The 20,272-nt window shown below is 45.1% G+C and carries 22 protein-coding genes and 1 other RNA gene; 14 read left to right on the top strand and 9 right to left on the bottom strand.

The genetic code is table 11. The annotated features are described in order from the left end of the window. Nucleotides 1-191 precede the first annotated feature (191 nt). Nucleotides 192-884: an oxidative stress defense protein gene (locus tag R8N28_RS15600; RefSeq protein WP_005384550.1), complete on the top strand. Its 693-nt coding sequence runs from the start codon at nt 192-194 to the stop codon at nt 882-884. Nucleotides 885-955: 71 nt separating this feature from the next. Here the strand turns inward: R8N28_RS15600 and serA are convergent, their stop codons facing one another. From serA to R8N28_RS15575, 5 genes are all read right to left on the bottom strand, one after another. After that, nucleotides 956-2,188: a phosphoglycerate dehydrogenase gene (serA, locus tag R8N28_RS15595; protein WP_065274856.1), complete on the bottom strand. Its 1,233-nt coding sequence runs from the start codon at nt 2,186-2,188 to the stop codon at nt 956-958. Between the two features lie 274 nt (nt 2,189-2,462). Beyond that, on the bottom strand, nt 2,463-3,119 hold the full coding sequence (gene rpiA, locus R8N28_RS15590) for a ribose-5-phosphate isomerase RpiA (RefSeq protein ID WP_005380982.1): 657 nt from the start codon (nt 3,117-3,119) through the stop codon (nt 2,463-2,465). 53 nt (nt 3,120-3,172) lie between these two features. Beyond that, a complete protein-coding gene (locus tag R8N28_RS15585) occupies nt 3,173-3,772 on the bottom strand; it encodes a 5-formyltetrahydrofolate cyclo-ligase (protein ID WP_065274855.1) in 600 nt (199 codons plus the stop codon). A 5-nt stretch (nt 3,773-3,777) separates the two neighbouring features. Beyond that, nucleotides 3,778-3,962: non-coding RNA, 6S RNA (ssrS, locus tag R8N28_RS15580), on the bottom strand. A gap of 8 nt (nt 3,963-3,970) precedes the next feature. Further along, nucleotides 3,971-4,279 (bottom strand): cell division protein ZapA, encoded by a 309-nt coding sequence (locus R8N28_RS15575; RefSeq protein ID WP_005384553.1) that lies wholly within the window; start codon nt 4,277-4,279, stop codon nt 3,971-3,973. Between the two features lie 249 nt (nt 4,280-4,528). Between R8N28_RS15575 and R8N28_RS15570 the strand changes: the two genes are divergently transcribed. From R8N28_RS15570 to R8N28_RS15560, 3 genes are read left to right on the top strand one after another with little or no spacing between them, the layout of a single operon-like run. Next, a complete protein-coding gene (locus R8N28_RS15570) occupies nt 4,529-5,107 on the top strand; it encodes a YecA family protein (RefSeq protein WP_005380976.1) in 579 nt (192 codons plus the stop codon). Nucleotides 5,108-5,130: 23 nt separating this feature from the next. Next, complete coding sequence (gene ubiH / locus R8N28_RS15565; RefSeq protein WP_065274854.1) at nt 5,131-6,309, top strand: 2-octaprenyl-6-methoxyphenyl hydroxylase; 1,179 nt, start codon at nt 5,131-5,133, stop codon at nt 6,307-6,309. Nucleotides 6,310-6,340: 31 nt separating this feature from the next. Further along, nucleotides 6,341-7,549, top strand: coding sequence for an FAD-dependent 2-octaprenylphenol hydroxylase (locus R8N28_RS15560; RefSeq protein WP_065274853.1), 1,209 nt, complete (start codon nt 6,341-6,343; stop codon nt 7,547-7,549). Nucleotides 7,550-7,614: 65 nt separating this feature from the next. Here the strand turns inward: R8N28_RS15560 and R8N28_RS15555 are convergent, their stop codons facing one another. From R8N28_RS15555 to ygfZ, 3 genes are all read right to left on the bottom strand, one after another. After that, nucleotides 7,615-7,821, bottom strand: coding sequence for a DUF1107 domain-containing protein (locus tag R8N28_RS15555; RefSeq protein ID WP_005380970.1), 207 nt, complete (start codon nt 7,819-7,821; stop codon nt 7,615-7,617). 639 nt (nt 7,822-8,460) lie between these two features. After that, a complete protein-coding gene (locus tag R8N28_RS15550) occupies nt 8,461-8,934 on the bottom strand; it encodes an aminoacyl-tRNA deacylase (RefSeq protein ID WP_005384562.1) in 474 nt (157 codons plus the stop codon). Continuing rightward, entirely contained in the window at nt 8,927-9,895 is a 969-nt protein-coding gene (gene ygfZ, locus R8N28_RS15545) for a tRNA-modifying protein YgfZ (RefSeq protein ID WP_065274852.1), read from the bottom strand. Before ygfZ ends, R8N28_RS15550 begins: the two co-directional genes overlap by 8 nt. A 189-nt stretch (nt 9,896-10,084) precedes the next feature. Here ygfZ and R8N28_RS15540 point away from each other — a divergent pair, with 189 nt between their 5' ends. Further along, on the top strand, nt 10,085-10,345 hold the full coding sequence (locus tag R8N28_RS15540) for a succinate dehydrogenase assembly factor 2 (RefSeq protein ID WP_005380951.1): 261 nt from the start codon (nt 10,085-10,087) through the stop codon (nt 10,343-10,345). Continuing rightward, complete coding sequence (locus R8N28_RS15535) at nt 10,314-10,775, top strand: protein YgfX (RefSeq protein WP_224721353.1); 462 nt, start codon at nt 10,314-10,316, stop codon at nt 10,773-10,775. The genes R8N28_RS15540 and R8N28_RS15535 overlap by 32 nt, the downstream gene beginning before the upstream one ends. A 22-nt stretch (nt 10,776-10,797) precedes the next feature. On the opposite strand, the gene nadB is transcribed toward R8N28_RS15535, so the two are convergent. Beyond that, entirely contained in the window at nt 10,798-12,411 is a 1,614-nt protein-coding gene (gene nadB, locus R8N28_RS15530) for an L-aspartate oxidase (protein ID WP_065275086.1), read from the bottom strand. Between the two features lie 554 nt (nt 12,412-12,965). Between nadB and rpoE the strand changes: the two genes are divergently transcribed. The 8 genes from rpoE (at nt 12,966) to era (ending at nt 20,236) form a co-directional block, all read left to right on the top strand. Continuing rightward, nucleotides 12,966-13,544, top strand: coding sequence for an RNA polymerase sigma factor RpoE (gene rpoE / locus R8N28_RS15525; protein ID WP_005380946.1), 579 nt, complete (start codon nt 12,966-12,968; stop codon nt 13,542-13,544). 26 nt (nt 13,545-13,570) lie between these two features. Then, complete coding sequence (locus R8N28_RS15520; RefSeq protein WP_005380944.1) at nt 13,571-14,197, top strand: sigma-E factor negative regulatory protein; 627 nt, start codon at nt 13,571-13,573, stop codon at nt 14,195-14,197. Then, entirely contained in the window at nt 14,194-15,153 is a 960-nt protein-coding gene (rseB, locus tag R8N28_RS15515) for a sigma-E factor regulatory protein RseB (RefSeq protein WP_005380941.1), read from the top strand. Before R8N28_RS15520 ends, rseB begins: the two co-directional genes overlap by 4 nt. Nucleotides 15,154-15,155: 2 nt before the next feature. Beyond that, nucleotides 15,156-15,626, top strand: coding sequence for a SoxR reducing system RseC family protein (locus tag R8N28_RS15510; protein WP_065274851.1), 471 nt, complete (start codon nt 15,156-15,158; stop codon nt 15,624-15,626). A 158-nt stretch (nt 15,627-15,784) separates the two neighbouring features. After that, nucleotides 15,785-17,578, top strand: a complete 1,794-nt coding sequence (gene lepA / locus R8N28_RS15505; RefSeq protein ID WP_005380934.1) for a translation elongation factor 4 — start codon at nt 15,785-15,787, stop codon at nt 17,576-17,578. A 104-nt stretch (nt 17,579-17,682) separates the two neighbouring features. Further along, complete coding sequence (lepB, locus tag R8N28_RS15500; protein WP_042521273.1) at nt 17,683-18,582, top strand: signal peptidase I; 900 nt, start codon at nt 17,683-17,685, stop codon at nt 18,580-18,582. 21 nt (nt 18,583-18,603) lie between these two features. Further along, nucleotides 18,604-19,281: a ribonuclease III gene (gene rnc / locus R8N28_RS15495; RefSeq protein ID WP_005380932.1), complete on the top strand. Its 678-nt coding sequence runs from the start codon at nt 18,604-18,606 to the stop codon at nt 19,279-19,281. Continuing rightward, nucleotides 19,274-20,236 (top strand): GTPase Era, encoded by a 963-nt coding sequence (era, locus tag R8N28_RS15490; RefSeq protein ID WP_005380931.1) that lies wholly within the window; start codon nt 19,274-19,276, stop codon nt 20,234-20,236. The genes rnc and era overlap by 8 nt, the downstream gene beginning before the upstream one ends. Nucleotides 20,237-20,272 lie beyond the last annotated feature (36 nt).

The raw sequence follows: 20,272 nt of genomic DNA, 5'->3' as shown, positions 1-20,272 counted from the left end.
ATCGTTAACTTAAGTGTGTTTTGTTTAAAAATTACGCCAATGTTACATAGTCAAAGTTGTGTTAGAAGTCACTATGGGTGCTTGGATAATCGGCGGAAGTTTCTATTATGAAACCACACGCTTTCTCAGCCATGATAGTGATGTTGGAATCTGAGATTAAGTACTTAATTTTGTATGGATGGATTTATTGAATGAAATTGTATTCATTTTTGCTGGCTTCAGCACTCAGCCTTACCAGTGCTTCAGTTTTGGCGAATACGCCAGAGTTTGCTCATGTTACGACAACGGGGTATGGCGAAGTGACGGCCACACCTGATATGGCTACGTTTTCTGTAAAAGTAGTCGATACGACAATGACGGCCGAACAAGCGAAATTGTCCGTAGATAAAACCGTTGAAGAGTTTCTAAAAAGCTTATCGGATGCCGGCTTGTCAAAAGACAATATTACTAGCTCGAATTTATACCTTGCTCCTCAGTACCATTACCCTAAATCAGGAAAAGCAGAACTTGTTGGGTATCGAGCATCTCGCAGTATTGATGTCACGGTGACGGATCTGAAAAACCTTAACCAATACCTAGATATGGCGTTAGAAGCGGGAATTAATCAGGTTGATAATATTCAACTTAAGGTAAGCAACCAAGCCGAGTATCAGCAAAAGGCACGAATGGCTGCGATTAAGGACGCAAGAGAAAAAGCAGGGTCATTAGCGACTGGTTTTGAGAAAAAGTTGGGCGATGTATGGCAGATCAATTACAGACAGATGCACGTTCAGCCTGTGTTAATGCGTTCAATGGCGATGGATAGTAAAGAAGGAGCGAATAGCTACCAAGATTCAACTATGATCATTCGCGATCAAGTCGATGTCATTTATAAGCTAAAGTAAGGCTTAGCAAACAGTAAAAAGCAAAAGGCAGGGAGTCATAACCCCTGCCTTTGTCATTTCTATTTCACAGTTTAATGCAGGATACGAGCACGGATTGTGCCTTCAATGTTTTTGAGCTTTGTTAGAGCTTCTTCTGCTCGTTCAGTTTCAACGTCGATCACTACGTAGCCTATTTCAGCGGCTGTTTGTAGGTACTGCGCGGCAATGTTAATGCCTTCTTCAGCAAAGATGGTGTTGATCTGAGTTAGAATACCAGGACGGTTCTTATGGATATGAAGCAGACGAGAGCACTCACCACTGTGTTCTGGCAATGACACTTCAGGGAAGTTTACGCTTGAAAGTGTCGAGCCGTTATCAGAGTACTTAGCCAGTTTGCCCGCCACTTCTAAGCCGATATTCTCTTGTGCTTCTTGCGTTGAACCACCAACGTGTGGAGTAAGGATGACGTTATCGAATTTTTGTAAAGGAGACTCGAACGGGTCAGCATTTGTTTTTGGTTCAGTTGGGAATACATCAATTGCAGCGCCGGCAAGGTGACCAGCTTCTAAGCTATGGCAAAGTGCAGGAATATCCACAACGGTGCCACGTGCCGCGTTGATAAAGATGGAACCTGGTTTCATTCGAGCAAATTCAGCTTCACCCATCATGTTTTTCGTTTCCGGTGTTTCGGGAACGTGCAAAGAAATCACATCACATTTGTTCAATAGTTCACTCATGGTATGTACTTGCGTCGCATTACCAAGGGACAGTTTGTTCTCAATATCGTAGTAGTAAACGCGCATACCTAAGTTTTCGGCAATAATACCAAGCTGCGTACCAATGTGACCGTATCCGATAATGCCAAGGCACTTACCACGAGCTTCGTAAGAGTTGTCTGCACTTTTCTTCCAAATACCGCGATGTGCAAGTGCATTCTTTTCAGGAATACCACGCACTAGTAAAAGGATTTGCCCAAGTACAAGCTCTGCCACGCTTCGAGTGTTAGAGAATGGTGCATTAAAGACAGGAATACCGCGTTTTGCTGCTGCGTCTAGGTTTACTTGGTTAGTACCAATACAAAAACAGCCAATTGCAACCAGCTTGTTCGCCGCATTGATTACCTCTTCAGATAGGCTCGTACGGGAGCGGATACCAATGAAGTGCACGTCTTTTACTGCTTCAATTAGTTCTTCTTCCGGAAGGGAACCTTTATGGTATTCAATGTTGGTATAACCAGCTGCTTGAAGAACTTCAACTGAAGAAGGGTGGAGTCCCTCTAACAAGAGGATCTTAATCTTTTCTTTTTCCAGTGAAACTTTGGCCATTTTTTCTCGTCCTTAAAATGGAAAGGTGGGCTAATGTGGCGCACATTGGGCAAAACTATTAAAAAGGGGATAATTAACAGTTTTGTAGGAAGACAAACGTTTCCCTGTGCGTCTTCTGTTCAATAAAGTAACAAAAAAAAATTGTTTTGGGTAAGAAAATTACGGAATAAGAGATAATTTTATTATAGAAAGGAATAAAAAACGGTGCCTTGCAGCACCGTATGTAATGAAATAACAGAAAAGTGAACCAGATAGGTTCATTTTGGGCTGTTATTTATTCTTCAATTTTTGCACCTTCTGGTGTGCCAGTGATCACTACGTCTGCACCACGATGAGCGAAAAGACCCACAGTCACCACACCAGCGATGCCGTTTATTTTGTCTTCCATTTCTTTCGGGTTGGTAATTTGCATATTGTGCACATCCAGAATCACGTTGCCGTTGTCAGTCACAACGCCTTCACGGTAAGCTGGATCACCACCTAGTTTTACCAATTCACGAGCCACGTAAGAGCGTGCCATTGGGATTACTTCAACAGGCAATGGGAACTGGCCAAGTACGTCAACTGCTTTAGTGCCGTCAACGATACATACGAACTTATCAGAGATTGCTGCGACAATTTTCTCACGAGTCAGAGCCGCGCCGCCGCCTTTGATCATTTCACGTGCTGGGTTGATCTCATCTGCGCCATCAACATACACATCCAGCTTCATTACATCGTTACACTCGTATACTTCAATACCAAGCTCTTTAAGGCGCTCAGTTGAAGCGACAGAGCTAGACACTGCACCTTTAATATCATCTTTGATAGTGCCTAGTGCATCGATGAAGTGATTCACGGTAGAGCCAGTACCAACACCGACAATGCTGCCTTTCTCAACATATTTTAGTGCTGCCCAACCAGCCGCTTTTTTCATTTCATCTTGAGTCATGCCAATCTCCTGAATAGATGTTCGTTAACGTTTGCGGGCGTGATTATAGCGGCTTACTTGTCACTTTCCCATTGCCATATTTGGCTTGGGGTCACGATCTTAGGTAATGGAATGTCCCAGCTTTCAATTGGTAAGCGTTCTACATGTTGGCAGTCATGAGCGATACCGACAGGTTTAGCACCCTCTCCAGTTACAAACCAACGTGACAGAGTACGATCGTAGTACCCCCCGCCCATGCCTAAGCGGTGTCCGATGCTGTCGAACCCAACTAAAGGTGTGCAGATTAAATCAAGCTGGCGAACGGGTTTGAGGTGTCTGATATCGAGCTTGGGCTCTAAGATGCCGTACTTGTTGTAGACGAGCTGTTCATCACTTATATACTGAAGAAACAGTAACTGACCTTTAGAAAAGGGATGGATGACGGGCAGATAAACCGATTTTCCCTGTTGCCATAACCATTCAATGAGCGGTTTAGTATCAAGCTCACCGTCTGCAGAAAGGTAGATGGCAATATGTTGCGCCTGCTCGATTTCAGGAAGTTGGGAAAATTGAGTAATAAGGTCGATTCCCGCTTGGTATTGTGTATCACTGCACAGAGCGTTGCGCTTTTCACGAATCAGTTTGCGGAAGTCTTGTCGAGAGAGGTCTGACATAGAGAGAATACCCCAGGGTGCCGTTGAGGATTGTGGCCCTTGAACCAGCTGGTTCAAGGCGGATCAGCAATGACAACCGTAGGCTTCTCGGTGCATGCCGAGCTTGCTCAATAGTTACCAAATACTAACCCTTAGGTATTGCTTATCGGCTCAGGGACTTAAATCCTGCTGACGCACACCCCAGGGTAAATTTTGTATTTACTGCTGTCCTTGCGTAACTTTGCTTAGTGCGTTCTCTAAAGACGCGGTGAGCTTTTCCATTCGCTCAGTAATTTCTTGCTGTTGACCATTGGATTCGTATGACTTGGTGTGCAACTCATAGCAAATATTCAATGCAGCAAAGGTCAGCAGTTGGATTTCATTGGTTACCTTAGTACGTTCGCTCATTTCTTTCAATCGGCGATCCAGATCTTTTGCCGCTGCAACAAGAGACTCTTCTTGTCCTGTCGGACAATTCACTCGTGTAAGTTTGCCTAATATTTCAACGTCGATCGCTTGATTGCTCATGATGAATAAACTCTATATTCGCGCTATCTAAGGTGTTGCTTCATACAACTACCGAGGAGCAAACTATAGGAAAACCGCTATTAAGATTCAAGCATTTCCCATCACAGAAAGAGAAATGATGACGAGATCACACAGGAATTGGGCAAATTGAACAAATGCTGTCCAAAATTGAATTTGATAGCCGTTTCAGACCACTAACCTTGATGGTAGGATATACCAATACATTATTACGCAAGAATGAGCCAAGTTATGAGTGAAATCACCCTTCCTGAATACCAATCTATTGCTGCTGAACTGCAATCGGCAAGCCTAGCAGTGACACCGGCGGAGTTACATGGCTTATTTGTTGGCATGTTAAGTGGTGGATTGGCGATCAATGATCAAACTTGGCAGCCGATTCTTTTTGACTACACCAATGATGGGATGGGGTGGCCCTCGACAGCACTCACTTTTGCTCAGAGCATATTCAACGTTACTGTTAATGAGCTTACTGGCACATCAATGGAGCTGTCTTTACTATTGCCAGATGAGCCGGGCGAAGAAGGCTTATTCGCATTAGCCGACAGTGTGTCCGACTTTGTAAACCACTTTATTTCTGGGCTAGGTCTAGCAGGCGTTGCGCTTAACAAAGCATCTGATGACGCTAAAGAAGCACTGGCTGATCTAGAAGAGATTGCCAAATTAGGCATTGATGAAGATGACGATCTTGGTGAACAAGCGCAATTGCTAGAGCAAGTGATTGAGCACATCAAAGCTTGCGTACTAACGATTCATGCTGAATTTGGTGTTCGTCCTGAAAGCAGCGACAAAAAACCTACTATTCACTAATCGTAGACCGTCCAGAGGTTAGTATGAAGCAATATGATGTAGTCATTGCTGGTGGTGCCATGGCTGGTGCAACGTTAGCATTGGCGATTGACCATTTGTCTCAGGGAAAGCTCCGCATTGCCGTCGTTGAGCCTTTTAAAGCACAATCAGATATGCACCCTGGTTTTGACTCTCGCTCAATCGCATTGTCTTACGGTACTGTCAATCTGTTGCGTCAACTACAGCTCTGGACGTCAGTAGAACCGTTTGTCACACCCATTGAACATATCCACGTTTCTGACCGTTCTCATGCTGGGATGACGGAGATTACCAAGCAAGAGGTTGGGGTGGGAGCTCTAGGGTATGTTGTAGAATTAGCCGATGTTGGGCGTGTATATCAAGAATTATTAGACAGCAGCGAATCAATTACGCTGTTTTGTCCTGACTCGGTTACCGATATCGAGCGCGAGCAAAACTGTACCCATGTGACGTTGAAAAGTGGTGAGCAACTTGAAGCAAAACTGCTGGTGGCTGCAGATGGTGCTGTTTCGACCTGTTGTCAGAAAATTGGTCTAGAACTTTCTGAGCAAGATTTTGAACAAGTGGCTGTCATTGCCAATATTGTGACTCAAGAACCTCATCAAGGTAGAGCCTTTGAACGTTTTACTGAAAATGGCCCTGTTGCTTTATTGCCAATGAGTGACAATCGAATGTCCTTAGTTTGGTGTTTGCACCCTGAAGAAGCCCAAGCCGTTCTTGAGTTATCTGATCAAGCATTTCTCCAGCATTTACAGAACGATTTTGGTTGGCGTTTAGGCGCGATGAAAAAAGTGGGGCGTCGTGCAAGTTACCCATTACTTCTTCGTCATCGAAAGCAAAATATTTCACATCGCTTTGCGATTGTTGGAAATGCGGCACAAACGCTGCACCCGATAGCTGGACAAGGCTTTAATCTCGGTATTCGCGATGTAGTCTCACTAGCAGAAGAAATTGTACAGCAAAGTGAGGATGTGGGTCTTTATCAAGGCCTGATGCGCTTTAGTCAACGTAGAGAAGCAGATCGAAGCGAAACTATTTGGCTAACCAGTGCCTTAGTGCATGTTTTTTCAAATGATTTACCCGCGATGCGAATTGGGCGAAATACGGCCTTAGCAGCGATGGATAACCTTTCTATTTTTAAGCAGCCGCTACTGCGCCATACGCTTGGTTTGGTAAAACGATGAACGGCCGCACTGAATTAGGTAATAAAAAGCAATGATGCAAAGTGTAGATATCGCCATCATCGGCGGAGGGATGGTTGGGTTGGCACTTGCTGCCGCGTTCAAGGACAGTGACCTGCGTGTCGCCGTAATAGAAGGTAAGGTGCCAGATGAGTCGTTGAAAGAGTTACCTGATGTGCGTGTGTCTGCGTTGAGCCGTTCTAGTGAAACGATCTTGCGTAAGCTTGGCGCTTGGCAGGGGATAGAGCAACGCCGAGCTTCACCATACTACGGTATGGAAGTGTGGGAGCAAGATAGCTTTGCTAGTATTGAGTTCAATGCACAAAGCATGGCACAACCTGATTTAGGGCATATTGTTGAGAATCGTGTGATTCAACTTGCGCTACTTGAACAAGTCCAAAAGCTCGATAACGTCACTATGTTTATGCCTGCACGTTGCGCGACTCTCGCGGTCGGTGAGCAAGAAAGCTGGCTGACGCTCGATAATGGCCAAGCCATGACCGCTAAATTAGTGGTCGGAGCCGATGGGGCGAATTCGTGGCTTCGCCATCAAATGGATATTCCATTAACGCATTGGGACTATGGTCATCATGCTTTGGTCGCGAATGTCAAAACTGCTATGCCACACAACAGCATTGCGCGCCAGATATTTACTCCTCACGGACCGTTGGCATTTTTGCCAATGTCGCAACCAGATATGTGCTCTATTGTTTGGTCCACGGAGCCAAATCGAGCAGAGCAGTTAGTGGCAATGAGTGAACATGATTTCAATAAAGCGTTAACGAGTGAGTTTGATGCTCGACTTGGTCTATGTGAAGTAGTGGGAGAGCGTGCTGCGTTTCCTTTGAAAATGCGCTATGCGCGAGATTTTGTCGTCGAGCGAGTCGCGCTGGTTGGTGATGCGGCCCATACCATTCACCCATTAGCGGGGCAGGGTGTGAATTTAGGTTTATTAGATGCGGCCAGTCTTGCTCAAGAGGTGTTAGCACTTTGGAAGCAGGGACAAGATATCGGCAGTAAACGCAACCTAAGAAGCTACGAGCGTTGGCGAAAAGCGGAAGCGGCAAAGATGATCGCTACTATGCAAGGGTTTCGAGATTTGTTCTCTGGCGAGAACCCAGCTAAGAAGCTCGTTCGTGGCATTGGCTTGAGTTTAGCGGGGCAACTGCCGGGAGCGAAAGATGAGATCATGAAGCGCGCGCTTGGTTTAAAGGGGCACTTGCCGGATCTGGCGCGTCAGTAAGTGCAAAGTGAACTTCAAATACACAAAAGGCTGGTTAATCCAGCCTTTGTTTTATCAACATTTTGCTAAGCATATGCGCATCGGAGTTTCATTATTTCTTGATTGATCTCTTTGACCGCTCGGAAATGGCGTTGCTCTGCTTTCTCCGGCAGTATTAACTTACCGTTATCAAACTCGAATCTACCGACCCCGTAAATATAAATTCTTCCTTTAAAAAGACGACTTATATGTTTAGCAATCATACTTGGTGTATAGCGCTTAAACAGTCTCATATTTACTTTCCTTTTATCTAACCTAGCCTAGGTATTCTACGTTCTGGACGCGAAAATTATTGTGACAGCAATAGTATTAAATACAGATGTAGGGTGTTGCGTCAGAGAATTGTGTTGTCTTAGACAATTTGACAGTGTCATCTCTTAAATAGCGTGAGGATTACCCCAAAAATAACCTCTCTAAAGGAACCCTTATGCCAATACACTCCTTTTTACGTGACGCATTAAGCAATAGTTTTGTTACAGAATTAAGAATAGAACGAAAACGGTTGTTTGCTAGTTGTTTCTATTAAGGCCGTGCTTCGCGTAACACACTTTACGTTCTAACGATTAGAGGAAATGAAAGAGAAAAAGTTCCACGTAAAAAAAAGCCCGCTTCAGCGGGCGAATAGTCACAGATGCATTACACAAAAGTGGATAACTAACTGCATGAATGCTGTCACTCAGCTAGCTGACTCACTTTATATCGGTTAAGTGCTTGTTTGAAACTTAACCAACAAATTCAGCATATACGAGTTTTATTCATGTGACTATTTATGTTTTATATGTGATTAAAAATTCTTATGTCTATTTTTGTAGATATGAGCGAGATCACGCAGTGATAGAAACACTACGTGTCATTACATTGTTTTTAGACGATTAACGACAGATCTCAGCTACGGTCGGCTGACACAATTGGATGAGATCTTGGATAGAAAGCGCCAGTCCAGCCATGCGATCGCCACTGCTGATCGTGACTTCCTGTTCTTCTAGTAAGCTGGGGTCGAACACGATTGGCATATGACGTTTTAGTAGCAGAGGAGTGACAGTACCAATTTTGTAACCAGTGATGGACTCAACGTCGGCTTGATCAACACAAGTCATCCGGCGACATTTCAGTAACGAGCGCACTTTTTTGGGATCAACGCTACGATCACCTGGCGCACAGGCGAGTGCATATTGATTACCCATGTCTCGTAGCAAGATTGCTTTCACCATTTGAGAGGGGCGAATGCCGCGTTGGTGCGCGGCATCCTCAATGGTCGTTGCTGGTCTTTGATGCGGTAACAGACGAAACGGAATGTGTTGGTCTGTGAGAAATTGCATCAAAGGAGTATTGATTGTATTACTCATCATCAAGACTGTAAGGCAGTGATTCGATTGTCCATTCACACTCTGGTTGCGCAACCAAACGAAGACGAGTGTCCTCATCGAGATTATTAGGCAGCACGATCAGGCCAATCGCGTGATTGTCACTGAACTGGTAGTGATTTAATAAAGCACCTACTGAACGCCAGTTTTCACCTACGCTGCGTTCGAGCTCAATTGGTTCGTCACTGAATGGAGCAGAAGTCGCACCTTTTACGATATACATCGCACGTTTATTGGTACCGCGATACTTCGCTCGTGCTACCGTTTCTTGTCCCGTGTAGCAGCCCTTTGTGAAGCTTATGCCTCCTAAAGCTTGAACGTTGAGTGCTTGTGGAATGTGAGCATTCTGCGCGGATGCAGAGACAAATGGTAAACCTGCCTCAATATCGAAACGATTCCAAAGCTCATTTGTCGTAAAGACCGCGTCGGTAGTTTCAACGATTTGCTGTGCTTCTGGCGCACTTAATATCAGTAACCAGCGATCTTGTGCAACTTGCACGGCTGTGCCACCGTCAACTGGGCGAACGCTGCCAGTTGTCTTGCTCATTGTTGAAATGAATTCGTCGGCTTTAACGCCAGCAACGCCTAAGATAACGTCATCAGAAGCTTCAATCGTTACTTTAGAGAAAATGGCGTATTTCTTTATTTCATTAAGTTCTACGTCAATCGCCGATCTTGGTTGGATCATGCCGTAGCCATCATGATGATGGAAAAGGCGGAACACGCTCCACACTTTGCCTTTTGCATCACAATGTGCGCCCAGTGTTGATTGGTCTTGTTCTAAAGAAACAACATCGCAGGTAACCTGACCTTGTAAGTATGATTTTTTATCGTCACCGATCATGGTGATCATGCCGAAGTTATCCAGCAGTGAGATAGATAACTCTGGAAGTGCGTCTTGAGTTGAGAGAGGTAATGCTGAAAAACGAGTTTGCCATTCCATAATTACAATGCCTTTTGAAGATATTTTTCCGCTATGTTATACCCAAATAACCTTGAGATACTAGGGGAGCGATTTACGAATCAACATTTGTCTGCTTTCACTATCGTATTGTGACCCGCACACTAGTGACGTAGCACATCCCTTGTTACACTCCGCACTAACAACAAGACATCTATGAAGGAATAGTGAATGTACACTCCGGAAGAAAAAGCGCGTATTAAATGGGCTTGTCGTCGAGGCATGCTTGAGCTTGACGTAGTAATTATGCCGTTTTTTGAAGAGTGCTTTGATACTCTGAGTGAACAAGAGCAGCGTGACTTTGTTTCTTTACTTGAATGCGATGATCCTGATCTGTTTACTTGGGTAATGGGGCATGGCCGTAGCGAAAATTTAGGTCATGCAGCAATGGTTGATAAAATTGTCGCCCATAACCTCAGCAAAGTTCGTTAATTTTACTGCTTCTCCCTCTCTGACTGCCCGAGTCCTCAATGTTGTACTTTTCTTATTGATGACTTGGGCTGTTATCCTCTCTAGCATTCCGCTCGTATTATCGACTTATTTGTTATTACTGATTGTTAAGGCTCTCTCAAGCCAAGGCCTTGTTCAACCTACAAGTCATGGGCATTGGTATGTGCACTGCGATGGCTCGGTTAGGTTTGATGCCCTTGAATATGGCGAATACTCGGAAGATATTGAGTCCGAAAAGGGTCATTTACAGCGAGTCGATACATCGGCATCACCATTCAAGATAACATTCCAATTGCAATCTGGCCGTAGTGTTACGATTTGGCGTGATAGCTGTGACGATGAGCAGTATCGTCAACTATCTTTGGTATTACGCCAATGGGAAATGAAACAGGGAGCTAATGCTCCCTGCTGATTTAATAGTTTACTTGGCAAAGTTAAAGCTGTTTAGCTGGAACCAAAATCGTTGGTCCGCTGTTTTCCAGTTGGTTCGGATAATCAAGTGTGTAGTGCAAACCTCGACTCTCTTTACGCTGCATCGCACAACGAACCATCAACTCTGCGACTTGTAAAAGGTTACGCAGTTCTAATAAGTTGTTCGACACTCGGAAATTGCTGTAGTACTCGTGTGTTTCTTGTTGCAACAGTTGGATACGGCGTAAGGCGCGCTCTAAACGCTTGTCAGTTCGCACAATGCCCATGTAGTCCCACATAAACAGACGAAGCTCGTGCCAGTTGTGCTGAATGATCACTTCTTCATCACTATTGGTTACTTTGCTTTCATCCCAACATGGCACCTGTGAGGGTAGCTCAACGTTAGTGTGATGTTTTAGAATATCTTTTGCCGCAGACCAAGCATAAACCACGCATTCGAGAAGTGAGTTTGATGCCATGCGGTTAGCACCATGCAGCCCGGTGTAGCTAACTTCACCAATCGCATACAAATTTTTCAGATCGGTGCTGCCATTTCTATCCACCATGACACCGCCACAAGTGTAGTGTGCAGCAGGTACGATTGGGATTGGCTCTTTAGTCATGTCAATGCCCAAGTCCATCAAACGTGAATAAATGGTTGGGAAGTGTTTCGTAATAAAGTCAGCAGGCTTATGACTGATGTCGAGATACATACAGTCGGCACCTAAACGCTTCATTTCGAAGTCGATAGCACGAGCCACGACGTCACGCGGAGCAAGCTCTTTACGTTCATCGAAATCCGGCATAAAGCGAGAGCCATCTGGACGACGCAGGTAAGCACCTTCGCCACGCAACGCTTCAGTCAGCAAGAAGTTACGTGCTTCTGGGTGATATAAACACGTCGGATGGAACTGGTTAAATTCCATATTCGCTACACGACACCCTGCACGCCAAGCAATCGCAATACCATCACCAGACGACACATCTGGGTTAGAGGTGTATTGATAAACCTTTGAAGCCCCACCTGTAGCGAGAACCACAAATTTGGCTCGCACGGTTTCGACATGCTCTTCGCTGCGGTTCCAAATATAAGCACCGATAACTTTGTTTTTATCACCGCCAATTTTGTTTTCGGTGATTAAGTCCAGAGCATTATGACGTTCGAGAACATGAATGTTTGGATGGTTATGAGCGTTATCTTGCAGGGAGGTTTGCATCGCCATACCTGTCGCATCTGCCGCGTGAAGAATACGACGACGGCTATGACCACCTTCACGAGTTAAGTGGTAGCGAGGTTCATCGTCAGAGTCATCTTCTTCACGATCAAATGGGACACCACCGTCAATCAACCACTGTACACACTCTTTTGAATGCTCAGCAATGAACCTTACGGTCTCCTCATCGCAAATACCATCCCCGGCGATTTGCGTGTCTTCAACGTGTGAATCAATGGTGTCTGACTCATCAAATACGGCAGCGATACCGCCTTGAGCATAGTAGGTCGCCCCTTCGCTGCGTGGTCCTTTACTCAGCACCATCACCTTACAGTGGTTAGCAACGCGCAAAGCCAACGACAAACCTGCCGCGCCACTCCCTACCACTAATACATCACACTCATGTTCACGATTTGTGTTCATATAACTTTTATAATCCCAAGCTAAGGTAACAAAGTTACCTTGTGTATTATTTGCACACCATGTGCATTCCATTATCGCGACATCTGTCGCTAAGGGCTAAGTTGGGAGACCTATCGACGTCCGTGTTACTGCGGTGACTGAGCCACTCTTCTTTTTCATGCAGAGCATGAGCATGCTTCCTAAGTTATAATTTGTAACGCGGTGTTCAGATAGCCATTAGCCATGCAAATGAAAAGTAATAGTTTGTCAATGCCATTGCTTTTCCATGCTCGACCCAGCACAATCTGGGACAGAGATCATTCATTATACCCATTTCCCTCCAAGATGCTCGCTTGTCAAACTTAGACTAAAGTCAGGCAGCGGTGGTCATTTGGGTACAGACATCACACTGTGAAAAAACAATGACAAAAAACTTGAGAAACCATGGAACTTTCTCATTCACGTTAGGGTCACAATAGTGCTCAAGTAAGCAGTGGTGTCAATACTACGTTTTGCATAATTAGTACCCATATCTGAGAAGAGTAGGGGCATAACAAATAGGAGTATCCGCTCGAATGAACGAGCAGCTGACCGATCAAGTATTGATTGAGCGAGTTCAGAATGGCGATAAGCAAGCATTCAACCTGTTGGTAACAAAGTACCAGAATAAGGTATGTAATCTTATTTCCAGATACGTTAGTAATCCTGGCGATGTACCAGATGTAGCACAAGAAGCGTTTATTAAAGCTTACCGAGCTATCCCTAGCTTTCGTGGGGAAAGTGCGTTTTATACGTGGCTGTATCGCATTGCAGTGAATACTGCGAAAAATCACATTGTTGCTCAAGGGCGTAGACCTCCAGCGACAGATGTCGATGCTGAAGATGCTGAATTTTACGAAACAGGTAGTGCACTTAAAGAAATATCGAACCCTGAGAACTTAACGTTGTCCAAAGAATTGCAACGGGTGGTGTTCAGTGCAATCGAAGCTTTGCCTGAAGATTTAAAAACCGCAATGACATTACGAGAGCTCGATGGCTTGAGTTATGAAGAAATTGCAGAAGTGATGGATTGCCCGGTAGGAACGGTACGATCGCGTATCTTCCGTGCTCGTGAGGCGGTGGAAAAGAAAATCAGACCTCTTTTGCAACGCTAGTACAAGTAATAACTATGGTGAAAATAATGGCTGACAAAGAAAAACTTTCAGCTCTCATGGATGGAGAATTGGTCGATAAGGCTTTAATTCAAGAGTTAGAGCAAGACCAAGAGAGCCGTGATGCTTGGCAGAACTATCACCTGATTGGTGATGTGATGCGAGGCGAAGCGCCAGCAAAACCTGAGTGGAATATTGCTGAAAGCGTGGCGTTAGCGTTAGAAGATGAACCTGCACACCGTGCGTTTGATTCGCACAGTGCAAATGTTATCTCAATTGCGGATACGCCAAAAGAGTCGCAACCAGAACCGCAAAAAGCAAAACGTCAGTTGCCAGGTTGGTTGACGCAGTTTGGTCAAGTTGCTGTTGCTGCATGTGTATCGCTTGTTGTTATTTTAGGTGTACAGCAGTACGGTGGTAGCGATTCAATGTCGCCGCAAACAGATCAATTACCTGTATTGCAGACGGTTCCGTTTGCTGGCAGCGCAGAACCAGTGAGTTTGACTCGTGAGTCTGTAGAACGTTCTGTAGGCGAGGCAAATATGCAAGAGCAGCGCAAGCGTGTTCATGCTATGCTGCGAGACTACGAATTGCAGTTACGAATTAACAGTGATGCATCTCAACAAGATGCAAATCTGAATCCGGATATTGAATGAAAAAATTTCTGATCAGCGCTTGCGCTCTGTTCAGTATGATGTCTTCTCAAGCCTTTGCTGGTGATAAGCCAGCGGAGGCTTTATTGCATCAAATGAGCGAGGCGAGTAAGAATTTAAGTTACGAACTCTCTTATATCCTTATCAAAAAGAACAGCATTGAGCCGTTGCTGTATCGTCATGCCACGCATGGTGACGATCAATATGCTCACCTTGTCTACTTAAGTGGCCCCGTGCGTGAAGTGATTCGTCGCGGAACTGAAGTAAGTTACATCGAAACGGGTTTAGAACCGTTCACCATCGAGTCAGGTAAAATGGTCGCTCCGACTATGCCTATGCTCAACACCAATATCGATGAGCTAAACTTGTATTACGACTATGTAAAAGTGGGTAGAGCTCGTGAAGCTGGTGTGGCAACACAAGTGCTGCGTATTGTTCCTAAAGACGGTCTGCGCTATTCATACGTACTATGGATCGATGAGAAGAGTAAATTGCCGTTACGTGCCGACCTTGTGGACCGCGATGGTGAGATGCTTGAACAATATCGCACTATTTCTTACACGGTAAACCCAAAAATCGCAGAGTTAATGAGTGGCCTGCAAGATGTTCAATTACCTGCTGTTCTCACCATGCCAAAAGGCGATATTGGGACCAGTAATTGGCAGGTTGGTTGGATCCCTGAGGGTTTCGAGCCGAACGAGCTCAACCGCTATCGAATGGCCGTTACTAATCAAATGGTGGAGAGCCAGCTGTATTCTGATGGTCTGTTTAGCTTCTCTGTTTACGTAGCAAACAAAGATGAGCATTCGTTAAAAGGGCAGTTGGTTCGCCAAGGCAGAAGAACGCTACACAGTTTTGTGAGCGGTCAACATGAAATCTCTGTTGTAGGAGACATTCCACCGACCACAGCACAGCGTATCGCCCAATCTGTCACATTTAATGTAACAAAGAGTAAATAACAATGATGACCGCGTTGGCTACCGTGACAGACGTGCATCGTCGCGGCAAGCAATTCGAAATTGATTTAAGTTGCGAACAGCAGACCAGTTGCAGTAGTTGCTCTTCACGGAAAAGCTGTGGAACGGGCGTTGTTACTAAAGCCATTGGTAACAAGAGTTTATCTTGGCACCTGCGCACGGATAAATCGGTGAAAATAGGTCAAGTCGTCGAGATTGGTTTTCCTGAGTCAAGCCTAATAAAATCAGCAATGGCGGTTTATTTACTGCCATTGTTTGGTTTGATTATCGGTGCGATGTTTGGTCACTTCCTATTAGCGCCGCTGACAGCCGGCGGGGAAGGCATCATCATATTGGCATCGGTATTGTTTGCCGCTGGTGGAATGTGGATCGCAAAACGTGTTTCTCGTCCGTTAGAAGATGAATCCAAGCGCCAAGTTACCCTCGTTCGGGTACTTGGAGAGCCAATCCAGTAAGTGCTGTCCCCCTCCACTAAAGGTTATTTGGGTATGTACTTTAAATTACGTGCGCCCGTTAACGAAATTCGGTAGAATCTGCCAACTTGATTGAAATGCCGTCAGTAGATGGCGTTTCTTACTGTCCCTATTTGTAAAGAGTTAGTCACCCTAAATCTATGAAGCACATTCGTAACTTTTCGATTATCGCCCACATCGACCATGGTAAGTCGACCCTATCAGACCGTCTAATCCAAGTTTGTGGCGGGTTAACCGATCGTGAAATGGCCGCACAGGTTCTGGATTCTATGGATCTTGAACGTGAGCGTGGCATCACCATCAAATCTCAGAGTGTGACGCTAAACTACACCGCTAAAGACGGTGAGACGTATCAGCTGAACTTCATCGATACTCCGGGGCACGTTGACTTTGCATATGAAGTATCACGTTCTCTAGCGGCTTGTGAGGGTGCGCTATTGGTTGTGGATGCGGGTCAAGGTGTTGAAGCTCAAACACTGGCTAACTGTTACACCGCGATCGAAATGGATCTAGAGGTTGTGCCAATCTTGAACAAGATTGACCTACCAGCAGCCGATCCTGAGCGTGTAGCGGAAGAAATTGAAGAAATCGTTGGTATCGATGCAATGGAAGCAACCCGCTGTTCTGCGAAGACAGGCATTGGTGTTGATGACGTTCTAGAGAACATTGTGTCAGCGATTCCAGCACCGGAAGGTGATCCAGATGCGCCACTACAAGCGCTGATCATAGACTCATGGTTTGATAACTACCTTGGCGTTGTTTCTCTAGTGCGTATTAAAAACGGCGAACTGAAGAAGAACGATAAGATCAAAGTGATGAGTACGGGCCAAGTTTGGGGTGTAGACCGCCTTGGTATCTTTACGCCAAAACAAGTAGATACCGATACCCTTCGTACTGGTGAAGTAGGTTGGGTTGTTTGTGGTATCAAAGACATTCTTGGTGCCCCTGTTGGTGATACGCTGACTCTAGCGAAGAATGGTTGTGATAAACCGCTACCAGGCTTTAAGAAAGTTAAACCTCAGGTTTACGCAGGTCTGTTCCCTGTATCTTCTGACGATTACGAGAACTTCCGTGACGCACTAGGCAAACTAAGCCTTAACGACGCATCGCTATTCTACGAGCCAGAAAACTCTGCGGCACTTGGCTTTGGTTTCCGTTGTGGTTTCCTTGGCATGTTGCACATGGAAATCATCCAAGAGCGTCTAGAGCGTGAATACGACTTGGATCTTATTACCACAGCACCAACGGTAGTTTACGAAGTTGAGAAGACGGATGGCGATCTGCTGTATGTTGATAGCCCAGCAAAACTACCAGCGATCAATGATATTGAAGAAATTCGTGAACCGATTGCACGTTGTAATATCCTTGTGCCTTCAGAGTACCTCGGTAACGTAATCACCCTGTGTGTTGAAAAGCGAGGCAGTCAAGTTGATATGGTTTACCACGGTAACCAAGTCGCTGTGACTTACGATATTCCAATGGCTGAAGTGGTACTGGATTTCTTCGATCGTCTGAAATCAACATCACGCGGTTACGCATCTTTGGATTACAACTTCCAGCGTTTTGAAGCTTCGAACATGGTACGTGTAGACGTTCTTCTTAACGGTGATACTGTTGATGCATTGGCGATGATTACACACAAAGATCAGTCTCAGACTCGCGGTCGTCAGTTGGTAGAGAAGATGAAAGAATTCATCCCTCGCCAAATGTTTGATATCGCAATCCAAGCGGCAATTGGTAACCACATTATCGCTCGTTCAACGGTAAAACAGTTGCGTAAGAACGTTATTGCGAAATGTTACGGCGGTGACGTAAGTCGTAAGAAGAAACTTCTGAAGAAACAGAAAGAAGGTAAGAAACGCATGAAGCAGATCGGTAACGTTGAGCTGCCTCAAGAAGCGTTCCTAGCCATCCTTCACGTAGGTAAAGACTAAAGTTGAACTTTGTCTCACACTTGTCGGTCTTAAGACGTTAGATATTAAAATAAGTGAAAGGGTTTCGGCTCTTTCACTTTCGTATTTTTAGATAAGGGAATTTAATGGCGAATACATTCTCACTGATGTTGGTTATTGCGACTTTGGTAACTGGCGTGGTTTGGCTATTGGAAAAGCTGGTTTTCGCGAAAAAGCGTCAGGAAAAACTGGCTGAGATTCAAGCTCAGACGTCTAATGGTTTGGATGCAGTGACCTTGCAAAAAGTAGAGCGTCAGCCTTGGTGGGTTGAAAATAGCGTCTCTATTTTTCCTGTGATCGCGTTCGTTTTAGTATTACGTTCTTTTATCTACGAACCATTTCAAATCCCATCAGGCTCAATGATGCCTACCTTGCTAGTTGGCGATTTCATTTTAGTTGAGAAGTACGCGTACGGTCTAAAAGACCCAGTATGGCGTACTCAGCTAGTGGAAACTGGTAAGCCTGAGCGTGGTGATATCGTGGTATTCAAATACCCACCACAACCAAGTGTGGACTACATTAAGCGTGTAGTTGGTTTACCTGGTGATATCGTGCGTTATTCAAGTGATAAGCAGCTTTGCGTGCAAAGCCTAGGCGAATCGGCATGTAAGCCAGTTAAACTGAGCAATGTTGAAGAAAGTCAGTTTAGCTCGAACGGTATTCCAATGATCCAACTGGATGAAAAATTGGGTAACGTTGAGCACAATATTTTGGTTAACCCTCTTGTGCGTAACCGCGTGGAGCAATATTTCCCACGCAGCGGAACGACAGAGTGGGTTGTACCACAAGGTCAGTATTTTGTGATGGGTGATAACCGTGACAACAGTGCTGACAGCCGTTACTGGGGCTTTGTTCCAGAAGCAAACTTAGTCGGTAAAGCTGTCGCGATCTGGATCAGCTTCGAGTTTGATCGTGGCGCAGATAGTGTTCTACCTTCATGGATTCCAACTGGTGTGCGTTTTAACCGCATCGGTGGCATTCACTAACCATTCAAATATCGAGAGAGTATGAATTCTCCAATTGATAAACTAGAGAGAAAGCTCGGCTACCAGTTTCAAGATGCCGGGCTTATCAATTTGGCGCTGACGCACCGCAGCGCCAACAGTAAGCACAATGAACGTCTTGAGTTTCTGGGCGATTCAATTTTAAGTTTTGTCATCGCCGATGATCTGTACCATCGTTTCCCAAAAGTGAACGAAGGTGACATGAGCCGCATGCGTGCTACTTTGGTTCGCGGACATACATTGGCGGAACTGGGTCGTGAATTCGATCTAGGAGATTATTTAAAATTAGGTCCAGGTGAATTGAAGAGTGGCGGTTTTCGCCGAGACTCTATTTTAGCCGATGCGGTTGAAGCCATTATTGGCGCAATTTACCTAGACAGTGATCTTGAAGTTGTGCGAGGCATTGTACTGAGTTGGTATCAGTCACGCCTTGAAGCCATTAAACCAGGCGTTTCACAGAAAGATCCGAAAACTCGCCTACAAGAGTTCCTACAAGGCAGAAGAAAACCGCTGCCTGTCTACACAGTGACTAATATTAAAGGTGAAGCGCACAACCAAGAGTTCACGGTTGAGTGTGAAGTAGCAGGTGTGGATAAGCCTGTAATCGGTAAAGGCACCAGCCGCCGCAAGGCAGAACAAGCGGCTGCTGAAACAGCACTTGAGCAATTAACAAATGGCTGATAACGAATTCGATATCGATGCGTTTTTCGCATCACAGGGTGAGCCAAGCTCGCCAGAAAACCAACACTGTGGCTTTATTGCTATTGTTGGTCGTCCAAACGTAGGTAAGTCGACACTTTTGAACAAGATTTTGGGTCAGAAGATTTCGATCACCTCTCGTAAGCCGCAAACGACACGCCACCGTATTATGGGTGTGGATACGGACGGCGATTACCAAGCGATTTACGTCGACACGCCTGGACTTCACATTGAAGAAAAGCGTGCGATCAACCGTTTGATGAACCGTGCAGCTAACTCGTCATTGAGTGATGTAAACCTTGTGTTCTTCTTAGTCGATGGTACGCATTGGACTAAAGATGATGAGATGGTGCTGACCAAACTTCAAAAATCGAACTTCCCAGTTGTGCTTTGTGTAAACAAAGTCGACAACGTACAAGATCGTAACGACGTGATGCTACACATGGCGGAGATGTCTAAGAAGATGGACTTCGTGGATGTTGTGCCAATCTCTGCCAAGCAAGGTAAGAACATTGACGTACTGCGTAAGCACGTGCGTAATCACTTACCTAAAGCAACGCATCACTTCCCAGAAGAATACGTGACTGACCGTTCTCAGCGTTTTATGGCGTCTGAGATTGTGCGTGAAAAGCTGATGCGCTTTACTGGTGAAGAGCTGCCATACTCAGTAACGGTTGAGATTGAACGTTTTGATTACAACCCAGAAACCGACGGTTTCCACATCAATGCCTTGATTCTTGTTGAGCGTAATGGCCAGAAGAAAATGGTGATTGGCAAAGGCGGCGAGAAGATTAAAACCATTGGTCGCGAAGCGCGTTTAGATATGGAAGAATTGTTCGGTCGTAAGGTTTACCTAGAAACTTGGGTAAAAGTGAAATCTGGCTGGGCAGACGACGAACGAGCGTTGCGATCGTTGGGTTATATAGACGATTTATAATCTTGGCTGCGAAGGTGCTTCGCTCCAACATCGATG

The organism is Vibrio sp. Vb1554, from assembly GCF_033344235.1.
This window is presented reverse-complemented; position numbering and strand designations above follow the sequence as displayed.